Source organism: Mucilaginibacter daejeonensis, from assembly GCF_020783335.1.
GTDB lineage: Bacteria > Bacteroidota > Bacteroidia > Sphingobacteriales > Sphingobacteriaceae > Mucilaginibacter > Mucilaginibacter daejeonensis.
On record NZ_CP086068.1, the window covers coordinates 3,410,627 to 3,433,727 of the forward strand.

A 23,101-nucleotide genomic window follows, 5' to 3' on the forward strand; every position below is an offset into this window, starting at 1 on the left:
AGTTAAGTAAAGGGCGATGAAGGACTTACTCCTTGCCTTATCTTTCACAAAAATGAAAAATACCGGATCATTACATGTAGCTTAATCCGGCATCATAGTAGCCATAACCGATACATTGGAAAGATCAGCTATCGTAAAGCGATGTATCAATCTAATTCATGTGCACTTGCATCGCTTCTATCTCACTTTGAGTTCCTTTCCGGCAATATCTTCCCACCGGTAATAGTGAAATGTGCGATCTGTACTCATCACTACAAAAATGCCGTGCCTGAACTTGCTTGTTAGCGGTGTGGATAGCACCTCCGATCCGTCACTTTCGCGAGCGGCCACGGGCACGATCTTCAACTGGTCATGCTCGAACGGCTTGCCGGGCTTTCCTTCGCGGCTGAAGACCTGGAAACGGTTAGCTCCCTGGTCAGATACCAGGATGTAACCGGTGGTATCAGTGAGTTTGTAGATCGAGATCCCCTCGTGATCTACCGCAAAGCCTTTGGTACCGAAGATGGACAGTTGACGGTTACCTTTAGCTGGGTCAGCGTAGTATTGCCTTACCCCTACCTGCTCATCTGAGTAGTAAACGTAACCTAGTTCATTATCCACCGCTATGGATTCGATCTCCTTTTTACCGCTGTACTGGCCAAATTTGCGCACCAGCGTAGCTTTAACATTTCCCTTACCATCATCGCCTAACAGGTATTGCCATAGGTAACCGTCCTTTTGCGGTCCATTCTTACGGCCCACTATGGCGTACATCTTCCCATCCTTAGCGGTGTACATGGCTATGCCCATCAGGTCGCGATACTCGGGGCCGTTCTCGTTCTCAAATACGGGTATGCCACCATTGTCTACTGGCTTCATATCAGGCAAACTAAATATGCGCAGTTTGTGGGTCATGCGCTCGGTGACCACAGCTATATCGGTCGGCTTTCCGGCCAGCATCAAGCCATAGGCAATATCCACATTGTTAGGCCGCTTCAGGCCTTTGACCGTTAGTTGGGGCATGATCTTACCATTAAGGTCGAACACATACAAGGCGCCGTCCTCATTTTTATCAGTGCCTATGATCAGGCTCTTAGCCGTATCGGCAGCGTTGACCCAGATGGCCGGGTCGTCGGTATCATATTTGACCGGCTCGGTGATCACCACCGGCTTTATCTCGGCCGATACCGGTACGCCTGGCGCCACCTGGCCCGATGACGGCTGATGACAAGCCGACAATCCTAATGCACCAATAGCCAGCACAGTGATCAATAAACTAATTCTTCTCATTTATCAATTAAAACATAAAGCGACCGACCAGAAGGCCGGTCGCATAAAGATCTTTAACAATTACTTGGTACCAAAAGCGCCTACATATGCCGATGGAGCCGGCGAAGCGTAAGACACACCGTTAGCAATAATGCCGTTAGCATGATTGCGGGTAAAGGTAGTAATGCCTTTGGTAAGTGCGGGCGAACCAGCCTGCAAGTGAAAATCCCAAGCGGTGTTGAACGTCGATGTATTGGTAGGTGTATTTAATGGATAGTTCACCAGTTTGGGGTCGTTATCGCCTGCCACTTTGCTGATCACATCATTAACACCACCGATCACATCACTGCTTGGCTGGAACTGGTTCACGGTGGTTTGATCATAACCGTAGTACCAGTTGTTCTTAAATATCGACCTTGAGTCTTCAGGCTTTTTGGTATCACGCTTTACACCAAAACGGGTGTTCAGGAACAGGTTATTATACAGCTCGGCACGTACGGTACTTTCTACCCAAACCGAACCTCCTTTAGCGGTGGGCCTGCGCCAGCCTGTATTTACCATGGTATTATTATAAGCCACGATGTAAGCTTGAGGCGTTCTGTCGCCGCTGTTAGACAATTTGAGTGCATTGGTGTTGGTGCTGTAGATCAGGTTGTAGGCCACATCGGCCACGCAGCCCGACTTGAAGTTCATGGCCTCGCCGCCGGTCAAACCGGTGGTGTAAAATACGTTGTTGGCAAAAATGATCTTTCCACCCTCTATGTAAGTACAATCTTCCTGAAAGTTGCGGAACACGCTGTTGGTCACGATCAGTTTACCATTCACGTTAGCGAACCATAAGGCCGGCAGGTTCTCACCGGCAACGGCTTTGTACAGGCCTTGCTTTACAGAGGTAGAAGCATCAGAAGTGGTATTGCCGCCATACTCTAAAATGGTATGGTCAAGTACCAGTTCCTGGCAGGTGGGTGACGCCAGTATACCGCCCCACAGTTTACCGAAGCGCTTGGCATCGGTCTTGTAAAACTCATTCACGGTGAAGCGCACCGGGTTTTGCGCAGTACCTAACGAGTACAAGTTACCCTTTACAATGATCTCGGGCTTGGCAAGGGTATCCATCAGCACGGTAACACCTTCTTCAATGGTGAGCGACTTGCCCGCCGGGATAATGATATCGCCTTTGATCACCTGGGTACTGCCTTTAGCCCACACGCCCGACACCTCGCCGGTGGCCGAACCATCGGCCGAGGTGGTGTCCACATCAATGTTGGCTTTCTCGCAACCCGTAAAGATGAAGGCCAACAGGCCTAAAGCTGCTAAAAATGGTCTTAAAGTCTTCATATCAGTTGTAGTTTCTGTTAAAGTTTATAGCGGATACCGATCAGGTAGCTTTGTTTGTAATAGTCGGCACGCATAAGGGTCTGCCCGTCAGATACCACGTCTTCCCTGATGTTATTATTGGCCGGGTTGGTGCCTTTGATGAATAATTTGAGCGGGGTATTGAGCAGGTTGCCTGCCTTAATGAAGATACCCAGGTTGTTCTTGAAGCGTTTCTCGGCCGAGGCATCCATCTGGATGAAAGCTTTTTGCCAGAGGTCATTGTTCAGGAACTGCGATACGGTATTGATACGCTCGCCGGTGTAAGCAGCCGCCAACTGGGCATCCCAACCGCGCTTGGTGTCCTTATAAAGCAGAGAGATGTTGCCGATATGCTCAGACTGACCGTAAAGCGGGCGGGTTTGGTCCACGTTCACTAAACGAGGGTCGCCGTTGGCATCAATGATGCGGGTGCTTTTAGGCGTGGTGATGCGTGAGTGGGTATACGTATAATTAGCCTTGATGCCCACTTTGTTGAAGAACTTGATGTAATCCAGCTCGGCACCGAAGTTGCGTGCGGTGCCAAAATTGCCCGGACTATAGTAGATGTCCTGACCACGGGTAGCATCGGCCTTAAAGATGTATTCGATAGGGTCTTTGATGGATTTGTAGAACACGCCTGCAAGCAATTGCTCCGAAGCGCCCGGGAACAGTTCGTAACGCAGATCAAAATTATCGGCCAGGGCCCGCTTCAGGTCAGGATTGCCACGCTCCTGGAACTCCTCGTTCACCACCTTGCTTGGCACGATCTCATAAAATCCCGGGCGATTCACCGAGCGGTAGTAAGAGCCGTGTAACTGCTGATTCGGGGTCAGCCTATATTTCAGGGTCAGGCTTGGCAAAACATCAGTGTACACCTGGCTGCCATTAGGGCGTGGTTCACCCGCCGGGAACAGCAGGTTGTAACCCTGATCGGTATGCTCCACACGGGCACCACCGATCACCTGCAGGTCCTTTACATCGAGCTTGACCATAACGTAACCGGCGCCGATCTTTTCAGATGCATCATAGGTTAGCGGGTTGTTCACCGCACCACCCGGGTTGGTCACGTACAGTTGGATCTGGGTATAATCCTGAAAGTCTTTTCCGTAGGCAGCGGTCGAGTTGACCGGTGCTAAGGAGTAGTTATTGTAGAAACCGCTGCGTTGTTTGTCGCGGTATAATCCGCCAATGGTCACATCAACATGTTGGGCAGCTTTGTAGCTCAGGTCAAGGTAACCGGCCTTATCTTCGTCGGTGTTGCGTTCCCAACGGCGAGTAACAGGTGAAGTGTTCACCAACACGGTGCGGGTATCTACTCCATTCACGCGGTTGCCGTTCAGGCTGATCGAGGTGTTATCAGGCACATCGTTCTTGGCTGATGAGTAAACGGCCGACCATTGTAATTTTAATTTGTCGTTCAACAGCAGGTGATCACCATGCAAGGTGCTGTTGTAGATCTGCTGCTCGGTAAGCCGGCTACGGGTAGTAAAGGTGAGCTGGGCATTGCCGGTAGCAGGGTCAAAAGCGGTAGAATAATCGGTGTTCACGGCGTCACGCAGTTGGGCGTTGGCCAGCTTTACATACATATTATAAAAGCTCAGCTTATTGCGGCTGTTGAAGGCATAATCCAACTTAGCGTGCAGGCCATAACGCTTTTGCTGCTCCGAGTATTCACGGTAGCTTTTGCTGGTGATCTTGGCATACAGGTCAGTATTGTTCACCGCCGAGTTGTAAAAAGTGCTGTTGCTTCCGCGATAGGTGTTTTGGTAGCTACCGGCCAGGATCACGCCTAATTTATTGTTCAAAAAGCGCTGACCGATCGATAAACTACCCACCACGTTAGGCGCAGGCTTTTTACTGGTATAGCTCAGGTTGCCTTTTGGGAAATCGTTAGCGGTGGCATTATACGTGCGGCCATTGATCTCATAAGGCGACTTATGGTCAATGCCGCTACGGTCGAAGCTTACAAAGTTACGGTCGAGAAATAACTGGTTATAACCGCCGGCAAGGTTACCGTTGATGGTTAGGCGGCTTGGTGCGTCCTTCATTACCATGTTCACGGCGCCGCCTACGGCATCGCCTTCCATGTTCGGGGTCAAGCTTTTGTACACTTCCAATCGGTCGAGCAGGTCGGCCGGGAAAATATCCAATGGCACGTACCGGTACTGGTTGTCAGGGCTGGGGATCTTAACGCCATTCACTAACGTGTAGTTGTAGCGTTTGTCCATACCTCGCAGGATCGCGTATTGGGCATCGCCATTGCTGTTACGCTCTACCGATACGCCCGACACGCGCTGGATCACGTTGGCCACTGTGACATCGGGCGACACCTCGATGGCTTTGCCCGATACGATGTTCATCACCTGTACCGATTGTTGCTCCAACCGGCGGGCCTCCCGCTCGGCCGAACCATCTTTGCGCGACATAACGGTCACTTCGGTGAGGTCCTTGCCGGCCGGTTCCAGGTATATCTTTAAGTGGTGCAGGTCGTCCTTCTCTTTGGTGGCCTCTACCTCCAGGGTAGCGGTCTTGTACATGATATAGCTGATGCGGAGCGTGTATGTACCAGGCTTAACGTCTTTGATCGCGAAAGAGCCATCCAACCCGGTGGAGGTTCCTTTGCCGGTACGGTCGAGCATTACGGTGGCGCCTACCAGGGGCTCACCTGTGCGCTGATCGTAGGCATGTCCCTTAATAGTGGTGGCCTGTGCGGTGAAGATGCTGAGTAGTAATAGCAAAAAGATTTGTAGAAGTTTGTTCATTGCTTAGGGGCATTCGTTTACATGATCGGGTCATTTGACCGTTGATGCAGCAAAGGTGTTAACCCTGATCATACCTGCGAAATTTTGAGCGTTACATAAAGGAAACACCGTTACCAAGACCGTTAACCGAACATTACAACACTTTTAAAATCAATTGAAAATCAATGATTTACAAGCTTAAAAAAGCGCCGTTATGCTTTTATTAGCGTTACATTAAGCCAATGTTAACACCCATTTTGAGAAGATTTTTCGCTATAACGACTGGATGAACGACGACAGGTTGTCACCCTGCTCAATATTCAGTTTCTTACGTAAACGATGGCGGGCCACCCTTAAACTGTCCATGGAGATGCCCAGCAAACCGGCGATATCTTTTGAATCCATGTTGACCTTAAGCAAGGCGATAAGACGCATATCGGCCGAGGTGAGGTCGCTGCTGTGGGCCTTCAGTTTTTCGAAGAAGCTTTGGTGCACCTGCTCGAAGGCGCCGGTGAATTCCTTCCAGTTCTGTTCATGGTCAAAGCTTTGATCGATCTGTTGCACGATCTGCTGCATCTGGCGTTTTTGGTCGCGCTTATCTTCCTTCACCATTTGTTGCAGGGTGGCGCGCATGCCCTCCAGCAATTGATTGGTCTTGATCAGGTTGAGGGTATGGTTTGATAGTTCTTTGGTCTTGAGTTCGAGTTGCTGTTTCAACCCCTGCTCCTCCAGTTCCTTATTGCGGAGCTCGAGCTGCATCAGGTCATTTTGTGCCTCGTAGATGGAGCGCTGCTGCTCGGCCAGTACCTTTTGGTCGTGTATCTTGAGGCGTTGCCTGCTGAACACCACCACCCCAATAATAATGAGCAAGATCACCACTGTTACCACAGCCACGGTGATGATACGGTTGGTTTGGCGGATGCTGTTCAGACGTGCGATCTCGTCACTTTTCTTGTTGATATCATACAGCACCTGCAGGAATAGCGTTTGGTTAAGCCCCTCTTTTGAGTACACATCGAGCGATAACCTACGACTCAATTCCACGTAATGATATGCACTGTCCATTTGCTTGAGCAGCTGAAAACTTTTGCCCAGATCACGGCTGGCGGCTGCCTCCTGGTACAGGTTATTGGTACTCACAGCCAATGCATAGGCCTGGTGCGATAGTTTCAAGCTTTCTTTCAGGCGGCCGGTCTTTCGCAGTACATCACCTATGTTGTTGAGCACCTCGATCCTGGCTACGGTGTTGTGGTCTTGCTGGTATAGCCTGTCGGAGTTGGTGAAGCATACGTAGGCGGTGTCGTACCGTTCGAGGTCCTCATATATGCTGCCCAGGTTCTCATAGATCTTGGCCTGGCCCGACCGCGAGCCGACCTTTTGGTAACCCTGCAAGGCCCTTTGCTGATAGTAAAAGGCGCTATCATACCGTTGTCGCTTCTCGAACAGGTGCCCTATCTCGCCGAACACGGCAGCCTGCCCGTTCTGATCGTTGGTTCGCCGGTACAGGTACAGCGCTTTATTGTAGGTGGTGCGGGCCTTGTCCAACTGCTTGTTGTAGTAGTATAGGATACCGATCTTAAAGAGGTTATTGGCCAGTTGGGCTTTGTTGTTCGAGGTTTGAAAGATCTTCTCGGCCTGTAAATAAAGGTCGAGCGCCTGGCCGTAGTGGCCCTGATCAAAGCAGATCTGCCCCATTCGTTGCAGGCTGAGCCCGGCCTTCAGGTCGTCATCCTGGCTTAGGGCTTGGGCATGCAGTTTACGTAATTGGATCAGCGCCGAGTCGGGCTGGTGCTGGGCCAGGGTATCGAGGTAAGGCCATGGGCCGGCGTTGCCGTACTGCGCTATCGAACTTAAAGACAAAGAACTAAGGATCAGTATGGCCAACGGCCAGCATAAAAAGAGCTTACTTAAATACTTGATCATCAGCTATTAGGGCAATGGATCACACAGGCGACCCGTCACACAAAATAACACAGTTGATGTTAACTGAATATTAATAACACCGCCAGTAAGCCCATTACAATATAACATGCCGTTAACAAGCTGTTAAAATACTTTATGCTTACTTTGCGATGGTCAGGATCGTGATGAACGATCTGACATCATATTCGAATTACCTACTGACATGAGAAACACTATTGCCCTGTTCTGCTTTTTACTGATCGCCACCGTTGCCATGGCGCAGCCTATTAACGTGGCCACCTTTAACCTGCGATATGCCAACACCACCGATACGGGCAATCTGTGGACCAGTCGTGCGCCTATGGTGGCCAACCTGATCCGCTTTCATGACCTCGACATATTTGGCACCCAGGAAGCCCTGAGCAACCAACTGAACGACATCAGCACTGCCCTGCCCCAGTACGAGCACTATGGCCCCGGCCGCGACGACGGATTGGAGAAAGGCGAGCACTCGGCCGTATTCTATAAAAAAGATAAGTACCGGTTGTTGAACAAAGGCAGCTTCTGGCTGTCGCAAACTCCCGAAAAGCCATCCTTAGGCTGGGATGCCACCTGCTGCAATCGCATTTGCTCATGGGTATACCTGCAAGATGTGGCCACCAAAAAGAAGTTCTATTTTTTCAACGTGCACTATGACCACCAGGGGAAGGTGGCCCGCGAGGAAAGCAGCAAACTTATCCTGGCCAGGATCAAAACAATTGCCGGTACGCAACCGGTGATCCTCACCGGCGATTTTAATGGCGACCACGAAAGCGTACCCTACAAGCTCATTGCTACGTCGGGCTCCCTGCGCGACACCTATGCACAGGTCAAATACCCATACACAAACAACAATCCCACGTATCAGGATTTTGGCCGAAGCCTTAAGAACGACCAGATCATTGACCACATATTCACCTCAAGCCAGTTCAAGGTGAGCCGCTGGGGAATCCTGACCGATAGCTACCGGGGTAAATTCCCATCTGACCACTTCCCGGTAATGGCCACGGTGAGTTTGAAATGACTTCTATCAAGACAGTTACCTATTCAGGGCGGCTGCTCTTTTTGATAATGAGCCGGCCGCTCTTGATCAGCTTTTGTTCGGCCTGGCTAAAGGGTACGCGGCCGCCAAGGTCCTGTACCCAGTAGCGGTCATGCTCGGCAATGCCGATCTCGGTAAGGTCAGGGTTCATGAGATTGAGGCAATGGCCCGGGCTTTTGAACCAGCCTTCGGTCACTTCGGCTATGCTCTGCTGGCCTTGGGCAATATTCTCACCAATAGCGTAGCTCTTATATCCTTGGTACGTGTAGCCGGCCTGCATAATGCGGTCCTGAATGCCGCGGCCGTCCTTACTGGTGTGGCTAAAGTATCCGCGCCTGCTCATATCGCGTGCATGCCCGGCGGCGGCCTTGGCCAACACATCGTTCCAGATCAATGGCGGCGCAGGCTTCATGTACGTGGTACCGCAGTTACAACCCCTGGCCCGCACCCTGTTGATGCGCGACAAGAACTCCGACGCGAATTGTCCGCCGTCATCGTCATTCTTCATACTAAATGCTGTCACCGCCAGCACGATAAAAAGCGTGGCGGCAAGCAGGCTTGCTTTGGTCAGTTGCTTTAACATATATCGTATCATATGACAGCTGCCACAAAACATAGTTTAACTAATTGTTATATATTTTTGCTTTAGTTATCAGCTCTTTAGCTACCAGTTCAGTTCGCATTGATTTTTATTTAATATGAGCTCAACGTTAAATTATTAGCCGTTATTTGATTATTTTTAAGCCCGATAATATAACCTGACCGTGCCGTTCAGCGTACAAGCACTTATGTTCACCGTAAACAATATCATTATCGCTTTTTTTGGTACCGGTTTAGCGGCTATCGTTCTCATCACATTCATCATGAGCCGTCAAACCACCAAGGTGCGGAGCTTTATGAAACATAACAAGAATGTTACACCACTGTTCCTGCACCGGTCTATACAGCATAAATTCAACACGATACGTACACGCTTACCTAATACACCAAGCGTTCAGCATGACCACATTAAAGGCCAATTAGAGCATTTAGCCACCCAATTCAGGAACCAGGCGATCTGCATCCGCACGTACGACAAAGGCTTAGATCATTTGATGAAACAGCTGCGTTAATAAACCTATAGTTTAGCGCTTTTAACTATGAGATGCTTTTTTTGCAAATAATAATTATCATTGCAGAAAAAGCATTTTTTTATGTCAGATGATGCACTGATCAGGCGCTTAAAGGTCATTGTGAAGGAGCACGGCGGACAGCTGGGCCTGGCCAAAGCCATTGAAGTTGACCAGGGGTTCATTAGCAAGGTGATTAACCGTAAGCAGGAGATCAGCTACTACCTGATCCGTAAACTTTGCTTTCAACTTAAATACTCGCCTGAGTGGATCATTTTGGGCAGCGGCGAAAAAAAGCTTACCAAGAGCGAAGGCCCCAAACTGATCACCGAGATACAGATGCTGCGTACCGAGGTAGATATTTTGCATGCCCGTATGCGTGCTTACGAGATGCAACTGAACGAGATACGCCAGCAAATACCCGAGCAGGAACACGTAGGCTGACCTTAAGCCCCGCACGGGCCGATATAAATGTTTAATTTCGCCCCGAATTATGATCACTTCATTCGAGGCATCACTGCAACACATTTCTGTACATCACGTAGGTAACCCGCTTCAGGACGAGCGCTACGTACTTTCTGACGCTCCGCTTGAGCTTAAGGACGAGGTGATCCCACGCTTACTGCTCCAATACTTCCTTACCCCTTTCGAGAAGACCAACGAAGTGTATCACCTGATGCACCCTGGCGATGACCTGCACCTGAACGAGATATTTCATTACTGCACTGAGATATTTGAGGATAAGGACCGCTTTCATGAGTTATCGCAGCAGATCAGCAAGCATTTATACAATGTGTCCAGCCACCCCAAGATCAAGAGCGGCGAGGTTTATATCGGCTTCTTTTCGGGCGTACAGTTGGAAGGCGAATTGCTGAACGCTGTGGGCATATTCAAATCAGAGACCAAGGAGACCTTCTTAAAAGTGTACCCGCAGGATGGTGGCTTTGGGCTCGATTACGAGGAGAACGCCATCAACATCAATAAGCTGGATAAAGGCGCCCTGATCTTTAATACTCAAAAGGATGAAGGTTACAAGGTGGTAGTGATCGACAAGACCAACGGCAGCAATGAGGCCGTTTACTGGAAGGACGAATTCCTGAAGTTGAAGATCCGCAACGACAACTTTAACCAGACCAATAACGCCCTGCACATTTACAAGAACTTTGTGACCCAAAAGCTTGACGATGAATTTGACATGAGCAAGGCCGACAAGATAGACCTGCTGAACCGCAGCATGAAGTACTTTAAAGAAAAGGATACCTTTGAGATAGACGAGTTTGCGGGCGAGGTGCTGGGTAACGATCAGGCCATCGAATCGTTCAAGACCTATAAGAGCCAGTACGAGGAAGAATTTGACACACACATCCCCGACAGCTTCGACATATCAGACAATGCCGTAAAAAAGCAGGCCCGCGTATATAAAAGCGTATTGAAGCTGGACAAGAACTTCCATATCTACATTCACGGCAACAAGGACCTGATCGAAAAGGGTTTTGACGATGGCAAGGCCATGAACTACTACAAAGTATATTTTAAAGAAGAACAATAACCATAACTCAATTACTGACCGAAATACACCTATCATGAACAAGCGCATTGTACTATTATCTATTACCCTGATCACCATGACCGTAAGCCTGCAAGCCCAAACTATGAAATGGCTCAATGAGCCCAAAAAATGGAGCGACAAATACCGGGTACTGAACATGACCGTTGACCCGGGCACCGATTACTGGCAGGTGACCCACTATGGCTTTATCAGGGACTCAGGTCCATTTTACTACCAGGAGGTAGAAGGCAACTTTGAGGCCAGCGTAAAAGTGACCGGCAACTATAATGAACTGTTCCACCAGGCAGGTTTGATGGTACGCATTAACGATAAGAACTGGATCAAGACCGGTATAGAATACGTGGACGGCGTACAGAACGTAAGCGCCGTAGTGACCCGCGACTACTCGGATTGGTCAGTAGTGCCCCGCACCGATAGCCCGCGCTCTATATGGCTTAAACTGCTCCGCAAAGGCGACTATGTGCAGATCGAATATTCCTTTGACGGCAGTAAGTACAAAATGTTGAGGCTGGCCTACTTCCCTACCAAAAGCAAGGTACAGATCGGCATGGTAGCCGCCGCCCCGGGCAAAAAGAGCTTCCCGGTGGTGTTCGAGAACTTTGTGGTGAAGGCGATCAAGTGATCAATACCATCTTCAGGGTATTAAATAGACTTGACCAACTCTGTCAACGCACCTTTGACGGTTGGAAAATGGGTGCAAACACGTGGGTCCATGATGTTACCACCGAACCCATTTTCCTCCTCTGACGCTGTAGTGGCGATCTTGATAAGCCGGGGTTTGAGTTCAATTGGGGTATATGACCTCAGTGTCCAGATCGCTATTACCTTAACAAAGTCGTTGACCTCTTTTGCAGTTAACAGCTCCATCAGAGCTTCCTTACTTTTCTGAGTATTGTAATTGGTCAGTGCGCGAACTGCTGATACCTGTGCATGAAAATTTTGCTTGTCACTCAAAAACTTCAATACCTGATCAGCATGACCTTTCAATTGCAGGTGGTATACACATTCCAACGCTACATGCTGGTTAAAAAAAGTATTTAATTCCTTAGGCTGTAAGCCAGCGGGCTTCATAATCAGATATTTATTGACGTAACTTTCAATTGCACTGGTGTCATAAGGCTTTTGGTGATAGTGACTGAAAATAGCCCCCATAGTGAGTTCGAACGGGGCGATATCCACACGTGCCTGATGGTAACTATGGCGATAAGTAGCGGCTACCTTTCCATTCTTTATCCACGCATATCCGGTAGTTGGAGTTGCAATGGCGTATCCGCCCGTACCATTTTCTTTTAAAAGAAAATAACAACTATCGATGCCTTTGAAATGATACTCAGGGCCATCGCCGCCTGATCGGCTGCACAAATGCAGATCGTAAAAACCGCTGAGTATGACGCGACCTTGAATCGCCTGGCCAGCAACGGTCTTTAAGACCAAGATCTTTAATTGACCTTTGTCGGTGCCGGCAGTATCTACCTTGGCCAATACAAAGCTATTAGCCTGCTTGATGACCTTATCCATCCAAGGCTCATCCCAAGTGGTCGCGAAAGCCTTGCTACACATGACCGAGAAGACCAATAAACAAAGAAGTGATATCGAATAGCGCATAGGTTAAGATTTTTATTGTTAAATATAATGGGAATATTTGACCTGCGTATACCGTGGCCATCGATCATATATCAACATCGTTCACGAGATGCCAGTTCGCCATTTGCCAATTCGTGCTTTAGTTATCCTCTAAATGCTTTTAACAATATTAAGTGATATAAGCACGGTGCTGAACGCTGTTTCGACAACCTTAGTGTACCGAAATAGTGTTACAGCCTGTAACAGAATTCCCCAACTTTCCCCACTTTTGAGCTTTGCAAAATTCGTAAAAACCCAACTTTTTCCAGAAAAAGCATACAAAAAGTGAGAATGTAACACCAAATGTAACACTTAACACGCCAAATGTAACACCGCATTGGTGTACCAACTTGTCGCAAAAACGCCCACTTGTGCCGGTTCACGACATGCGATCACGAAATTGGCAATGATGTAAAGTTACAAGGACACGAGGATCTGGTCGGGTCCCCAGCGCTCCTCTATGCCCAGCCCGAAAAGGGCAAAGTCATATTTTACGGGGTCGGCCGGGTCAAGGTCGCGCAGGTGTTGGGTTAATTCGAGGGCGGTTTGCCAGTCGGTCTGTTTGCGGGTAATGAGCTTTAAACGCCTTGCCACGCGGTCCACATGCAGGTCGCACGGGCATACCAGGTCGGCCATGCTGATGCGATCCCAAATGCCGAGGTCTACCCCTGCATCATCCTTACGCACCATCCACCTCAAGAACATATTTAACCGCTTACACGTCGACTTTTGCGACGGCGACGACACATGCTTTTTGGTACGGTGCGGGTGATCAGGCAGCGAAAAAAAGTATTGGCGGAAATGGTTCAAAGAAGATTCGATGCTCACCCCCCCGCCCCCTGAAGGGGGATTATAAATAGTACGCACTTCCTCCTTCCCGGCTTGCTCCCCCTTCAGGGGGCTGGGGGGCAAAAAGGCATCCTCCAAACTATCAAAACGCTCATAGTGGTGCCTAAATAAGGAGATGAAGTACAGTGTATCGATATCATTAAAAGTGCGGTGCTTAAAGGCCAGTAACTTTTTAAGGTCGGGCTCCTGATGGTTGATCACGAAGTCGTATGGGGCGCCATCCATTAGGGTGATCAACTCGCGGCATTTTTTAATAATGGTGACGCGCTGGCCCCAGGCCAGAGTGGCCGCCCAAAAGCCCATGATCTCGATATCCTGCTTTAGCTTAAACTGATGCGGTATAACGATGGGATCGTTCTGGATGAACTCCGGCCGGTTATACTGCGCTACCTTGGCATCTAAAAAAGCTTTAAGATCAACGATCATGGGTGCAGGATCAGTTATTATTCTCGCTCACGCTCATCTCCGTAATGCGGCCGTTAGCATCGCAGCTTATCGTTACGAACGCATCCGTCACGACCTTACCTACCGCGATACCCATTACAAGATGCCGCTGAACTTTGGCGTCTGCCAAGCCTGCTTTATAGGAGACCGGGAATTGAGTCCTGAGCACTTTACTGTCGTCTCCAACGCGGTAGCTATGCTTGCCCAACACCAATTGGTAAGCCTTGCCCGTAATGGTCAGATCTTGCACATGGTCATCATGAAAGTAGGCTTTAAGTCCATCATAGCGATACTTGTAACTATAACCACCGAGCACCTCATCGGCCTGCTTAACGACCTTGGCCTTACCGAACGCTTGTTGCAAACGAGCAGCAGTGCTCAGGTTGAAAGTTTTGCCCTGCGCATTTTTGACACTGATCTGCTTGTACTGGATCATGTCCATACCAAGCTTTACGCCAGCCTGAGCGAATGCTTTAGTGCAACCGATAACAAGCAAAAACAGAACGGTCAGATACTTTATGTTCTTCACGCAGGGCACTGATATGTTAGCTTAAAGCGTTCTTCAGGTCTTCCAGCAGATCCTCAATATCCTCCACCCCTACGCTAATGCGCAACAAGTTGTCTACCACACCAACTTTCTCCCGAACCTCTTTAGGTATCGATCCGTGGGTCATAGTGGCCGGGTGATTGATCAATGATTCAACGCCGCCTAATGATTCGGCCAGGGTAAACACTTTAAAGTTAGAGGCGATGCGGAAGGTCTCCTCTAAACCGGCATCTTTCAGCACGATAGAGATCATACCGCCAAAATCGCGCATTTGCTTTTTGGCAACCTCGTGGTTAGGGTGATCGGTGAAGCCGGGCCAGTATATCTTCTCTACCTTAGCGTGATCTTTCAGGAACTCGGCCACCGCACGGCCATTCTCGCAATGCGCTTTCATGCGCAGGTGCAAGGTCTTGATACCGCGTAGGGCTAAAAAGCTATCCATTGGTCCCGGAGTGGCACCACAGGCGTTGTATATGAACCAAAGTCGCTTATAAAGGTCCTCGTCGTTCATCATCAGTGCGCCCATCACCAAATCTGAGTGACCACCTATGTACTTGGTCACCGAGTGCATCACGATATCGGCACCCAGGTCCATTGGGTTCTGCAGGTAAGGTGAAGCAAAGGTATTATCCACCACCAACGTTAGGTCATGCGCTTTAGTGATCTTGGCTACCGCCTCAATATCCACTACCTGCATAGTAGGGTTGGTAGGGGTTTCGATCCACACCATCCGCGTGTTCTTGTTCAGATAATCCTCAATGATGGTCGGGTCGCTCAGATCAAGGAAATGAAAAGTGATGCCGTAGTTAGCAAATACCTTGGTGAAGATGCGGTACGAGCCTCCGTAAAGGTCATTACCGGTGATCACCTCATCGCCGGGTTGCAGCAACTTCATCACCGCATCAGTAGCACCCATACCACTCGAAAAAGCCAGCGCATGGTTAGCGTTCTCCAAGGCAGCCAGACAGTCCTCCAAGGCACGGCGTGTAGGGTTGGTACCGCGCGAGTACTCATAACCTTTGTTATCGCCCGGCGCGGCCTGCGCATAGGTGGATGTTTGATATATAGGCGTCATTACTGCGCCTGTGGTTGGATCAGGGTGTTGCCCTGCATGTATCGCTTTGGTACCGAATTTCATAAGTGTGTGATGTGTGTTATGAGGTCAGAGGGCTGTATTATGCCGAAATTATCTGGCCTCAAAGATCAGCCCTCCGTCCTCAATATTAATATGCTCTCGCGAACAATACTCTTTGTGTTGATGGTTTGCCGGTTAAGATACACTTGCCTTCCTCTTGTTTGTTGTTGAGCGGGATGCAGCGTATAGTGGCCTTGGTCTCTTCCTTGATGCGTTGTTCGGTCTCTGATGTACCATCCCAATGCGCCGACAGGAAACCTGGCTTTTCATCTAATAAACGTTTGAACTCTTCATAATCGTTCACCTCGGTGGTATTTTCTGCCCTGAAGTCGAACGCTTTTTGATAGATGTTCTGTTGAATATCCTCTAACAGCTTCTCGATGTGGGCGGCCAAACCTTCCTGGCTAACGGTCTCCTTGGTCTTAGTATCGCGGCGGGCAAGTTCTACGGTACCGTTCTGCATATCGCGGCTACCGATGGCTATGCGCAGTGGCACACCTTTCAATTCATACTCGGCGAACTTGAAGCCAGGACGCTGGGTATCACGATCGTCAAATTTGATCGAGATACCTTTGGCGCGCAGCTCAGCGCTCAGGCCCCTAATGTATGTGCGAATGTTCTCCAATTCTTCATCATGCTTGTAGATCGGCACGGCCACTACTTGTATTGGAGCCAGCTTTGGTGGCAATACCAAGCCGGCATCATCAGAGTGGGTCATGATCAGTGCGCCCATCAAACGGGTCGATACACCCCATGAGGTAGCCCAAACGTGCTCCAACTGACCTTCTTTAGTGGTAAATTTCACATCGAAAGCTTTAGCAAAGTTCTGACCTAAGAAGTGCGAGGTACCTGCCTGCAGAGCTTTACCATCCTGCATCAAGGCCTCTATACAATAAGTATCCAAAGCACCGGCGAAACGCTCATTGGCGGTCTTGCGGCCTTTTACTACCGGTACGCTCATCCAGTTCTCCACGAAATCTGCATAAACCTCCAGCATCTGTTCTGTTTCGGCTACAGCTTCTTCGGCGGTGGCGTGGGCGGTGTGCCCCTCCTGCCATAAAAATTCGCTGGTGCGTAAAAATAAACGGGTACGCATCTCCCAACGCATCACGTTGGCCCATTGGTTGACCAGGATAGGCAGATCACGGTACGACTGTATCCAACCACGGTACGTGTTCCAGATGATGGTCTCCGAAGTTGGGCGAATGATCAGCTCTTCTTCTAATTTCGCTTCCTCGTCCACAATGATCTGGCCCTCGCCATCGTTCTTTAAGCGGTAATGGGTCACCACAGCACACTCCTTGGCAAAACCTTCAACGTGGCTGGCCTCTTTTGAAAAGAAGGATTTGGGTATCAACAGCGGGAAATAGGCATTACTGTGACCGGTGTCCTTGAACATCTTGTCAAGCTGAGCCTGCATTTTTTCCCAGATCGAGTAGCCGTACGGCTTAATGATCATGCAGCCTCTTACCGGTGAATATTCGGCAAGATCAGCTTTTATTACAAGGTCATTAAACCATTGCGAATAATCTTCGTCTTTACTTATGATACCCTTACTCATGTGCTATGTTATGGAATAGAATTTGACTATTGAAATACGTAATATTGCGGCCAAATTTATAAATTTATTATGTTTTCGACTTTAACTTTTAATATACCCCATAAAATGAAAAAGAACATCCTGCCTATCGCCGTTCTTTTGAGTGCCCTGGCACTGGCCTCCTGCTCAACGCCCAACCAACTGGCGTCAAGCAAAAATGCCAACGACGACGTTTACTTCAGCAAGGCCGAAGCAGGCGACGCACCGGTTTACCGTCAGCCAATACGCGATGAGGATCGTTACGTGAATACCAACAGTGATGATGACGATTACTATTACTACGATAGCTATTCATCACGCATCAACCGTTTTGCATACAACACACCATTTGATTATTACGACGATTACTACTACGGATATAGCTCACCCTATGGATACGGCAATTACGCTTACAGCCCTTGGGGCTACGGTGGTTTAGGCTGGGGTGGTTACGGCGGTGGCTGGGGCATTGGTTTAGGCTTCGGCTACGGCGGCTGGGGTTACAGTCCATGGGGTTGGGGCGGTGGTTTTGGCTATAGCCCTTGGGGTTACGGCTACGGCGGCTACTATCCTTACTCATACTGGGGTACCGGTTATGGTTACGGCGGTGGTTACTGGGGTGGCGTATCGGCTAACAACGTTGTACGGTCAAGACCTTACCGCGGCGCTGGTTTCCCTACCTCAACAATGGGTGGCCGTACCTCAACTGCACGCCCTACAGGTTACGCAGGCAACTATCCTAATACCATGAGCTATCCGGGCCGCAGGCCACAGATCGGCTATGGCAATAACGGTGGCTATTCTAATGGCACTTCATACAGCGGCGGCCGTCCGGGCCGTGGTGGCGATGGAAGTCAACCATCTTACCGTCCTACCCGTTCGGAAGTTAGCCGTCCGCAACCTCAACCAACTTTTGACAGAGGTTCTACACAAAGTTCATCTCCAAGCTTCGGCGGTGGTGGTGGTGGCGGCGGTAGCCGTGGTGGTGGCCGTCCGTCAAGACCTTAATTCTTATTGCATTTACGCTCATGAAGATCAAATATCTACTAATGGCAATGGCTACAGTAGCCATTAGCCAGAATGCCTCTGCCCAATATTCGCAGGATGCGATCCGGTTCTCGGGTAGCCAGGTCGGTTCTACATCACGCATCAAAGCCATCGGCGATGCCAACATAGCGGTGGGTGGCGACCTTACTTCCATTGGTGGCAACCCAGCGGGTCTGGGTTTCTTTACCCGCTCGGAGGCTAGCATTACGCCAGAGTTCAACCAGTCGCGCGCTACAGGTTCATACCTTAACGCCACCACAAAAGATAAACGCAACGACGGCAACTTTAACAATGCCTCGATCGTGTTCTATGGCCAATTGAACAAACAACGCGGTGAGGACAAGACCCACGGTTGGCTATCGGTCAACTTTGGCGCCAACTATGTTCGCACTAATAACTTTTACCAGAACACTTATTACTCTGGGGTGAACGGCTCGAGCTCCATAGCTGACTATTATGCTAACCTGGCCAACCAAGCACTTGATAACGGCTACAGCCTTGACGGTTATTTGGAAGGTTGGGCACGTGATCAGCGACTGATCAATTTGAACAGCAGCAACTTTTACGAACCGTCTACCACCCTTGGTGGCACACAGTCTAACCTAATTACTGCTACCGGCGGCCAAACTGAGTATAACTTTTCGTTCGGTGCTAATTACAGCAACAAACTTTATATTGGTGCAGGATTCGGCATCACGAATATCCGTTATAACTACAATTCGCAGTTCACTGAAGATAACTATGAATATGTTAACGTGAACAAGGACTTTGTTTCGACCTATACTCGCGACCAGGTGACCAAAGGTAATGGCTTTAACGGTCGTTTAGGTTTGATCTATAAACCTGTTGAGGCAGTGCGTATCGGTGCTACCGTGACCACTCCTACCTGGTACAATATCGATGATAGCAGTTACGAAGGCTTAAGCACTACGTATCAAGGCGAGGCCCGCCGTACCGCAGGTTCAACCTACCCTGCAAGCTACAACTTACGTACACCATTCAAAGTTGGTGGTGGTTTAGCCATATTTGCAGGTAAATACGGTTTCATCACCGGCGATGTAGAGTACCTTGACTACAGCAGTGCAAAACTGAGCAGTAATGATTTTGATGTTTCGCAGGACAATGCCGACATCAAGCGCTACTATGGTTCAGCAGTAAATGCCCGCTTTGGTGCGGAAGCCCGCATACCTGGCAACTTCTTTTTGCGTGGTGGCTACGGTATACAAGGCAACCCGGTTAAAAACGATGCCACTGCAAAAGTTGGCAGCGATGTGAAGACCATTAGCGGTGGTTTAGGTTACCGTTTTGGTGATTACTACATTGATGCTACTTACGTGAACGTTAAACGTTCGGCCACCCAATATCCATATGAGATCGGTGACCTGAGCCCTGCAGCAGCTCTGAAATACAACAACAATAACCTATTCCTAACCTTAGGTATCAGATTCTAACAGTTGTTCATCCGATAAAAAGAAAGGGCCCCGGAATATCCGGAGCCCTTTCTTTTTGGTTTGACGGTCAGCTCAATTTTGATGACCTTCCTAATTCCTTAATCCTCGTTCACAAATGAACGCAGCATCCAAGTGTTCTTCTCTTTATATTGCATAAAGCGGTTCACCATATCGTTTGTACCATCGTCACCTGCATCGGCGGTGATGTCCAAGATACGGCGCTCTAACTCTATCAATGAGGCCATATCGGCGATCAGTGCACGTACCAGGTCTTTGTCTGACACACCTACGGTATCCATCTCCTTCAATTTAGAATTGGTGATGTAGTCGTTAAAGGTGCTATATGGTGGTTTGCCTAGTGTAAGGATACGCTCGGCCAACTCATCAATGGTGGTCAGTGCCTCGGTATAGAGCTCCTCAAATTTAACGTGCAGGGTAAAAAAGTTAGTGCCTTTCACGTTCCAGTGGCAACCACGTAATTTTTGATAGTGTATATGGTAATTGGCCAGTAGCTCGTTCAGGTGATCCACTACGGGGCGAACTTCTTTTTCGTCAAGGCTTATCTCTTTAGCATCCATGATAATAATGTATTTTTAAAAGTTAAAATCTCAACACAAACGCATAGCAACTGTTTTAAAAGCCGGCAAATTATTGGCAGCCCAAATAAAAGAATTACATTTAAACCATGACGCTGTTCAAACTACTGGTTGCCGAGCATTTTAGCGGGCAGATCTGGCGCATGGAGATCGACCACATCAGCCATACGCTGTTCGCCGAAGTACGCGATCAGTCTGCCCGTAAAGTAAGTTTTGCAGCGATCAGTTTAAACAACGGTAAAACGTACTTTAAAGATAACACCATCGATGAAAGCTGGCTCACCGGTATCGAGACCGCTTATAACGGTGTGTTGTTGCTTCACTACTATCAGGCCGCAGGCAGCCCTGCCCACAAAGGACTTGCCGGTGTGGACGGAACGACCGGCCGTGTACTATGGCAAAATTTCAATTATACCTTTGATCATCTCACCGTGAATGGCCCTGTGGTATTTGACGCCCGCATACAACCACCTCGTTATCAGGTGATGGATATATTTACGGGAGTGTTAGAGCGACAGATGACACCGGTAACTGATAGTATACCTGACTCGCCCATCAGCGTACCGCACAGCATGCCAGCGCCGCCAAACCTACCCAAATTGCCGGCAGCCCCCTACCACAACATTGTTCATTACCTTGAATACAATGATCTGATAATTGTATCTTTGCACACGCTTTGGGCCGATCAGCTAAAGCAATGTTTGTACATCGTTAAAGGTAACGAAGTGGTGTTCGAAGATATATTGAACACCAATATACAAAAGTTGCAGCCCGAGGCGTTCGTATTATACCGTGACCAACTCATCTACTTAAAAGATAAGGTGGAAATTAAGGTGCTTAATTTAAGCTGACAGGTTTTTAGAACATGAAATTAAAAATTACTGTACTGGCCGGCGCATTGTCTTTCTTCGCTGCGCCGCTCATAGCCCGTCCCCTGCTCGACTCCATTGGCGTGGAGAACAAGGATGGCAAAAAAGTGATCCTACATAAACTCGATCCTAAAGAAAGTTACTATTCACTCGGCCGCAAATACAACGTTAAGCCCGGCGCCATTATGCAGTTCAACAACAACGCCGCGCTTAAGATAGGCGATGTGGTGAAAGTGCCTACCGAGCTGCCTTTTATTTCAGCAGCGCCTGTTGTGGCAACACAACCGTCGGCACCAGCCGGTGGCTCAGCTACCGAATACAAGGTATCGCAAGGCGAAACGCTATATGCGATCTCGCGCCGCTTTGGTGTTCGTGTGGAAGACATCATCGCTCAAAATGGGTTGAAAAGCAACAGCCTGCACCCTGGTCAGGTATTGAGGATCAGTGGTGCATCAGCGTCTACCGCTCCACAGAATAATACTGTTGTGACCAATGCACCTGCACAAGCCAATACGCCGCCTGCTCAGCAACAACAAACGCCGGCCCCGGTGATAGCCCCACGGCCAGATACCGCTAAGCGCGATACCACCGCCGTAACGCATCCTGACAGTACTGCCGTGAACCGCCCTTTGCCGGCCAACCGTTACGGTATTACCGAGCGTAATGAAAAAGGTGTGGCGACCTTTATTGACGACGCCGGACTTGACCCGAACAAAAAACTGGTATTACACCGTACCGCACCTGTGGGCACTGTGTTAAAGATCACCAACCCCATGACCAACCGCACCACTTTTGCCAAGGTGGTAGGCCGCTTTACCGATAACGAGATGACCAAAGATGTGGTCGTCGTACTTACTAAGAGTGCTGCCGATGCTCTGGGTGCATTAGATAAACGCTTTTACGTGAACATTAGCTACGGAATGCCTACTAATGAACAATAAGCCTTATTTGATCGGGATAGCCGGAGGTAGCGGATCCGGTAAGACCTTTTTTTTAAAATGTTTCCTTGAACATTTTTCGGCCGAGGAAGTCTGTCTGGTATCGCAAGATGATTATTACATCCCTGTGGCCCACACCATGACGGCCGAGGAGAACAAGCTATACAACTTCGACCTGCCATCCACCATTGATATGGACCATTTTCACCGGGACATTTCAAGCCTGATGAACAATGAGCCGATCCTTAAGGAAGAGTATACTTTCAACAATCCGAACGCTAAGCCGAAAACGCTCGAGATCAAGCCTGCGCCTATCCTGATCGTGGAGGGCTTGTTCATTTTGCACTTTGAAGATATTGCCAGCAAACTTGACCTCAAGATCTTTATCGATTCGGCCGAGGAAGTGGCCTTGCAGCGCCGCCTAAAGCGTGACCTGAACGAGCGTGGCTACTCTAACGAAGATGTGCTTTACAAATGGCACAACCATGTGGTGCCTTCATATAAGGAATTCCTATTGCCTTACCGCGAAACCTGCGATAAGATCGTGATCAACGATACCAATAACGCAGAGGACATCATCAAGATAACCGATGATATATCTGATGAACTGCGCGAAAAGCTGTTCGGCGAGAAGCACTGATATTTTACTGATCATGACGGCCCGGGTGCATGCCATTGCGCCGGGCTCTTCAAAACATTTGATCAGCCCCAAAGTTATCCTGTATAGTTAAAGTATTTGACCATACATGAAAGCTTATCTTTCTTTCCCTCATATTTCGAACTATCCCACCGGCTTTAGCGGCTTGCTATTTGGTGCCGCCGACCGAGGGTTGATCTGCCTGCGAAATTCTATTTGCATTCCTTTTAGTGTCGTTGATCAGTCCGCGGTTGCCAGCAATGCTGACGGTCCTGAACGTTCCTTTACAGAGGTGTCATACCGGCAGATCGGTCATAAGACCGTTATGGGATATGTATCAAAAACATATCAGTTTTAAATTTTTTGTGGTGTTTTCATC

General features: G+C 48.9%; 21 protein-coding genes and 1 pseudogene. 11 read left to right on the forward strand and 11 right to left on the reverse strand.

What is annotated here, in order from left to right; genetic code table 11:
• Positions 1 to 177: 177 nt before the first annotated feature.
• From LLH06_RS14525 to LLH06_RS14540, 4 genes are all read right to left on the reverse strand, one after another.
• The gene (locus tag LLH06_RS14525) at positions 178 to 1,269 is read right to left on the reverse strand and encodes a phytase (protein ID WP_228170017.1); all 1,092 of its coding nucleotides are present in this window, start codon (positions 1,267 to 1,269) and stop codon (positions 178 to 180) included.
• 60 nt (positions 1,270 to 1,329) lie between these two features.
• Positions 1,330 to 2,586, reverse strand: a complete 1,257-nt coding sequence (locus tag LLH06_RS14530) for a right-handed parallel beta-helix repeat-containing protein (RefSeq protein ID WP_228170018.1) — start codon at positions 2,584 to 2,586, stop codon at positions 1,330 to 1,332.
• Positions 2,587 to 2,603: 17 nt separating this feature from the next.
• Positions 2,604 to 5,366, reverse strand: coding sequence for a TonB-dependent receptor (locus LLH06_RS14535; RefSeq protein ID WP_228170019.1), 2,763 nt, complete (start codon positions 5,364 to 5,366; stop codon positions 2,604 to 2,606).
• A 252-nt stretch (positions 5,367 to 5,618) separates the two neighbouring features.
• Complete coding sequence (locus tag LLH06_RS14540; protein ID WP_228170020.1) at positions 5,619 to 7,268, reverse strand: tetratricopeptide repeat protein; 1,650 nt, start codon at positions 7,266 to 7,268, stop codon at positions 5,619 to 5,621.
• A gap of 202 nt (positions 7,269 to 7,470) precedes the next feature.
• Here LLH06_RS14540 and LLH06_RS14545 point away from each other — a divergent pair, with 202 nt between their 5' ends.
• A complete protein-coding gene (locus LLH06_RS14545; protein WP_228170021.1) occupies positions 7,471 to 8,310 on the forward strand; it encodes an endonuclease/exonuclease/phosphatase family protein in 840 nt (279 codons plus the stop codon).
• Between the two features lie 19 nt (positions 8,311 to 8,329).
• On the opposite strand, the gene LLH06_RS14550 is transcribed toward LLH06_RS14545, so the two are convergent.
• Positions 8,330 to 8,911, reverse strand: coding sequence for a CAP domain-containing protein (locus LLH06_RS14550; protein ID WP_228170022.1), 582 nt, complete (start codon positions 8,909 to 8,911; stop codon positions 8,330 to 8,332).
• A 205-nt stretch (positions 8,912 to 9,116) separates the two neighbouring features.
• Between LLH06_RS14550 and LLH06_RS14555 the strand changes: the two genes are divergently transcribed.
• The 4 genes from LLH06_RS14555 (at position 9,117) to LLH06_RS14570 (ending at position 11,629) form a co-directional block, all read left to right on the forward strand.
• Positions 9,117 to 9,440, forward strand: a complete 324-nt coding sequence (locus LLH06_RS14555; protein WP_228170023.1) for a hypothetical protein — start codon at positions 9,117 to 9,119, stop codon at positions 9,438 to 9,440.
• An 81-nt stretch (positions 9,441 to 9,521) separates the two neighbouring features.
• On the forward strand, positions 9,522 to 9,881 hold the full coding sequence (locus LLH06_RS14560) for a hypothetical protein (RefSeq protein WP_228170024.1): 360 nt from the start codon (positions 9,522 to 9,524) through the stop codon (positions 9,879 to 9,881).
• Between the two features lie 49 nt (positions 9,882 to 9,930).
• The gene (locus LLH06_RS14565; protein ID WP_228170025.1) at positions 9,931 to 10,986 is read left to right on the forward strand and encodes a nucleoid-associated protein; all 1,056 of its coding nucleotides are present in this window, start codon (positions 9,931 to 9,933) and stop codon (positions 10,984 to 10,986) included.
• 34 nt (positions 10,987 to 11,020) lie between these two features.
• Positions 11,021 to 11,629 (forward strand): DUF1349 domain-containing protein, encoded by a 609-nt coding sequence (locus tag LLH06_RS14570; protein ID WP_228170026.1) that lies wholly within the window; start codon positions 11,021 to 11,023, stop codon positions 11,627 to 11,629.
• Between the two features lie 20 nt (positions 11,630 to 11,649).
• Here LLH06_RS14570 and LLH06_RS14575 read toward each other — a convergent pair whose 3' ends face one another.
• From LLH06_RS14575 to proS, 5 genes and pseudogenes are all read right to left on the reverse strand, one after another.
• Complete coding sequence (locus LLH06_RS14575; protein ID WP_228170027.1) at positions 11,650 to 12,612, reverse strand: HEAT repeat domain-containing protein; 963 nt, start codon at positions 12,610 to 12,612, stop codon at positions 11,650 to 11,652.
• 435 nt (positions 12,613 to 13,047) lie between these two features.
• Positions 13,048 to 13,905, reverse strand: coding sequence for a TIGR02757 family protein (locus LLH06_RS14580; RefSeq protein WP_228170028.1), 858 nt, complete (start codon positions 13,903 to 13,905; stop codon positions 13,048 to 13,050).
• 10 nt (positions 13,906 to 13,915) lie between these two features.
• Positions 13,916 to 14,452, reverse strand: coding sequence for a hypothetical protein (locus LLH06_RS14585; protein WP_228170029.1), 537 nt, complete (start codon positions 14,450 to 14,452; stop codon positions 13,916 to 13,918).
• Between the two features lie 16 nt (positions 14,453 to 14,468).
• Positions 14,469 to 15,614 (reverse strand): annotated as a pseudogene (locus LLH06_RS14590) (cystathionine gamma-synthase); the annotation flags it as partial.
• A 79-nt stretch (positions 15,615 to 15,693) separates the two neighbouring features.
• Complete coding sequence (proS, locus tag LLH06_RS14595; protein WP_228170031.1) at positions 15,694 to 17,166, reverse strand: proline--tRNA ligase; 1,473 nt, start codon at positions 17,164 to 17,166, stop codon at positions 15,694 to 15,696.
• A gap of 105 nt (positions 17,167 to 17,271) precedes the next feature.
• Between proS and LLH06_RS14600 the strand changes: the two genes are divergently transcribed.
• Together LLH06_RS14600 and LLH06_RS14605 are read left to right on the forward strand one after the other, a co-directional pair.
• Positions 17,272 to 18,192, forward strand: a complete 921-nt coding sequence (locus LLH06_RS14600; protein ID WP_228170032.1) for a hypothetical protein — start codon at positions 17,272 to 17,274, stop codon at positions 18,190 to 18,192.
• 20 nt (positions 18,193 to 18,212) lie between these two features.
• Positions 18,213 to 19,682, forward strand: coding sequence for an OmpP1/FadL family transporter (locus LLH06_RS14605; RefSeq protein WP_228170033.1), 1,470 nt, complete (start codon positions 18,213 to 18,215; stop codon positions 19,680 to 19,682).
• A 98-nt stretch (positions 19,683 to 19,780) separates the two neighbouring features.
• Here LLH06_RS14605 and LLH06_RS14610 read toward each other — a convergent pair whose 3' ends face one another.
• Positions 19,781 to 20,260: a Dps family protein gene (locus LLH06_RS14610; protein WP_228170034.1), complete on the reverse strand. Its 480-nt coding sequence runs from the start codon at positions 20,258 to 20,260 to the stop codon at positions 19,781 to 19,783.
• Positions 20,261 to 20,367: 107 nt separating this feature from the next.
• On the opposite strand from LLH06_RS14610, the gene LLH06_RS14615 reads away from it, so the two are divergent.
• From LLH06_RS14615 to LLH06_RS14630, 4 genes are all read left to right on the forward strand, one after another.
• A complete protein-coding gene (locus LLH06_RS14615; RefSeq protein ID WP_228170035.1) occupies positions 20,368 to 21,129 on the forward strand; it encodes a DUF4905 domain-containing protein in 762 nt (253 codons plus the stop codon).
• A 14-nt stretch (positions 21,130 to 21,143) separates the two neighbouring features.
• Positions 21,144 to 22,088 carry a DPBB and LysM peptidoglycan-binding domain-containing protein gene (locus LLH06_RS14620; protein WP_228170036.1) on the forward strand — a complete coding sequence of 315 codons (945 nt, stop codon included), beginning with the start codon at positions 21,144 to 21,146 and terminating at the stop codon, positions 22,086 to 22,088.
• Complete coding sequence (locus tag LLH06_RS14625) at positions 22,078 to 22,725, forward strand: uridine kinase family protein (RefSeq protein ID WP_228170037.1); 648 nt, start codon at positions 22,078 to 22,080, stop codon at positions 22,723 to 22,725. The genes LLH06_RS14620 and LLH06_RS14625 overlap by 11 nt, the downstream gene beginning before the upstream one ends.
• 106 nt (positions 22,726 to 22,831) lie before the next feature.
• A complete protein-coding gene (locus LLH06_RS14630) occupies positions 22,832 to 23,080 on the forward strand; it encodes a hypothetical protein (protein ID WP_228170038.1) in 249 nt (82 codons plus the stop codon).
• Positions 23,081 to 23,101: the final 21 nt, after the last annotated feature.

Excerpts from the sequence above, each read along its gene's own strand:
- LLH06_RS14525 (WP_228170017.1), bottom strand. The coding sequence starts at position 1,269 with ATGAGAAGAATTAGTTTATTGATCACTGTGCTGGCTATTGGTGCATTA.
- LLH06_RS14530 (WP_228170018.1), bottom strand. The coding sequence starts at position 2,586 with ATGAAGACTTTAAGACCATTTTTAGCAGCTTTAGGCCTGTTGGCCTTC.
- LLH06_RS14535 (WP_228170019.1), bottom strand. The coding sequence starts at position 5,366 with ATGAACAAACTTCTACAAATCTTTTTGCTATTACTACTCAGCATCTTC.
- LLH06_RS14540 (WP_228170020.1), bottom strand. The coding sequence starts at position 7,268 with ATGATCAAGTATTTAAGTAAGCTCTTTTTATGCTGGCCGTTGGCCATA.
- LLH06_RS14545 (WP_228170021.1), top strand. The coding sequence starts at position 7,471 with ATGAGAAACACTATTGCCCTGTTCTGCTTTTTACTGATCGCCACCGTT.
- LLH06_RS14550 (WP_228170022.1), bottom strand. The coding sequence starts at position 8,911 with ATGTTAAAGCAACTGACCAAAGCAAGCCTGCTTGCCGCCACGCTTTTT.
- LLH06_RS14555 (WP_228170023.1), top strand. The coding sequence starts at position 9,117 with ATGTTCACCGTAAACAATATCATTATCGCTTTTTTTGGTACCGGTTTA.
- LLH06_RS14560 (WP_228170024.1), top strand. The coding sequence starts at position 9,522 with ATGTCAGATGATGCACTGATCAGGCGCTTAAAGGTCATTGTGAAGGAG.
- LLH06_RS14565 (WP_228170025.1), top strand. The coding sequence starts at position 9,931 with ATGATCACTTCATTCGAGGCATCACTGCAACACATTTCTGTACATCAC.
- LLH06_RS14570 (WP_228170026.1), top strand. The coding sequence starts at position 11,021 with ATGAACAAGCGCATTGTACTATTATCTATTACCCTGATCACCATGACC.
- LLH06_RS14575 (WP_228170027.1), bottom strand. The coding sequence starts at position 12,612 with ATGCGCTATTCGATATCACTTCTTTGTTTATTGGTCTTCTCGGTCATG.
- LLH06_RS14580 (WP_228170028.1), bottom strand. The coding sequence starts at position 13,905 with ATGATCGTTGATCTTAAAGCTTTTTTAGATGCCAAGGTAGCGCAGTAT.
- proS (WP_228170031.1), bottom strand. The coding sequence starts at position 17,166 with ATGAGTAAGGGTATCATAAGTAAAGACGAAGATTATTCGCAATGGTTT.
- LLH06_RS14600 (WP_228170032.1), top strand. The coding sequence starts at position 17,272 with ATGAAAAAGAACATCCTGCCTATCGCCGTTCTTTTGAGTGCCCTGGCA.
- LLH06_RS14605 (WP_228170033.1), top strand. The coding sequence starts at position 18,213 with ATGAAGATCAAATATCTACTAATGGCAATGGCTACAGTAGCCATTAGC.
- LLH06_RS14610 (WP_228170034.1), bottom strand. The coding sequence starts at position 20,260 with ATGGATGCTAAAGAGATAAGCCTTGACGAAAAAGAAGTTCGCCCCGTA.
- LLH06_RS14615 (WP_228170035.1), top strand. The coding sequence starts at position 20,368 with ATGACGCTGTTCAAACTACTGGTTGCCGAGCATTTTAGCGGGCAGATC.
- LLH06_RS14620 (WP_228170036.1), top strand. The coding sequence starts at position 21,144 with ATGAAATTAAAAATTACTGTACTGGCCGGCGCATTGTCTTTCTTCGCT.
- LLH06_RS14625 (WP_228170037.1), top strand. The coding sequence starts at position 22,078 with ATGAACAATAAGCCTTATTTGATCGGGATAGCCGGAGGTAGCGGATCC.
- LLH06_RS14630 (WP_228170038.1), top strand. The coding sequence starts at position 22,832 with ATGAAAGCTTATCTTTCTTTCCCTCATATTTCGAACTATCCCACCGGC.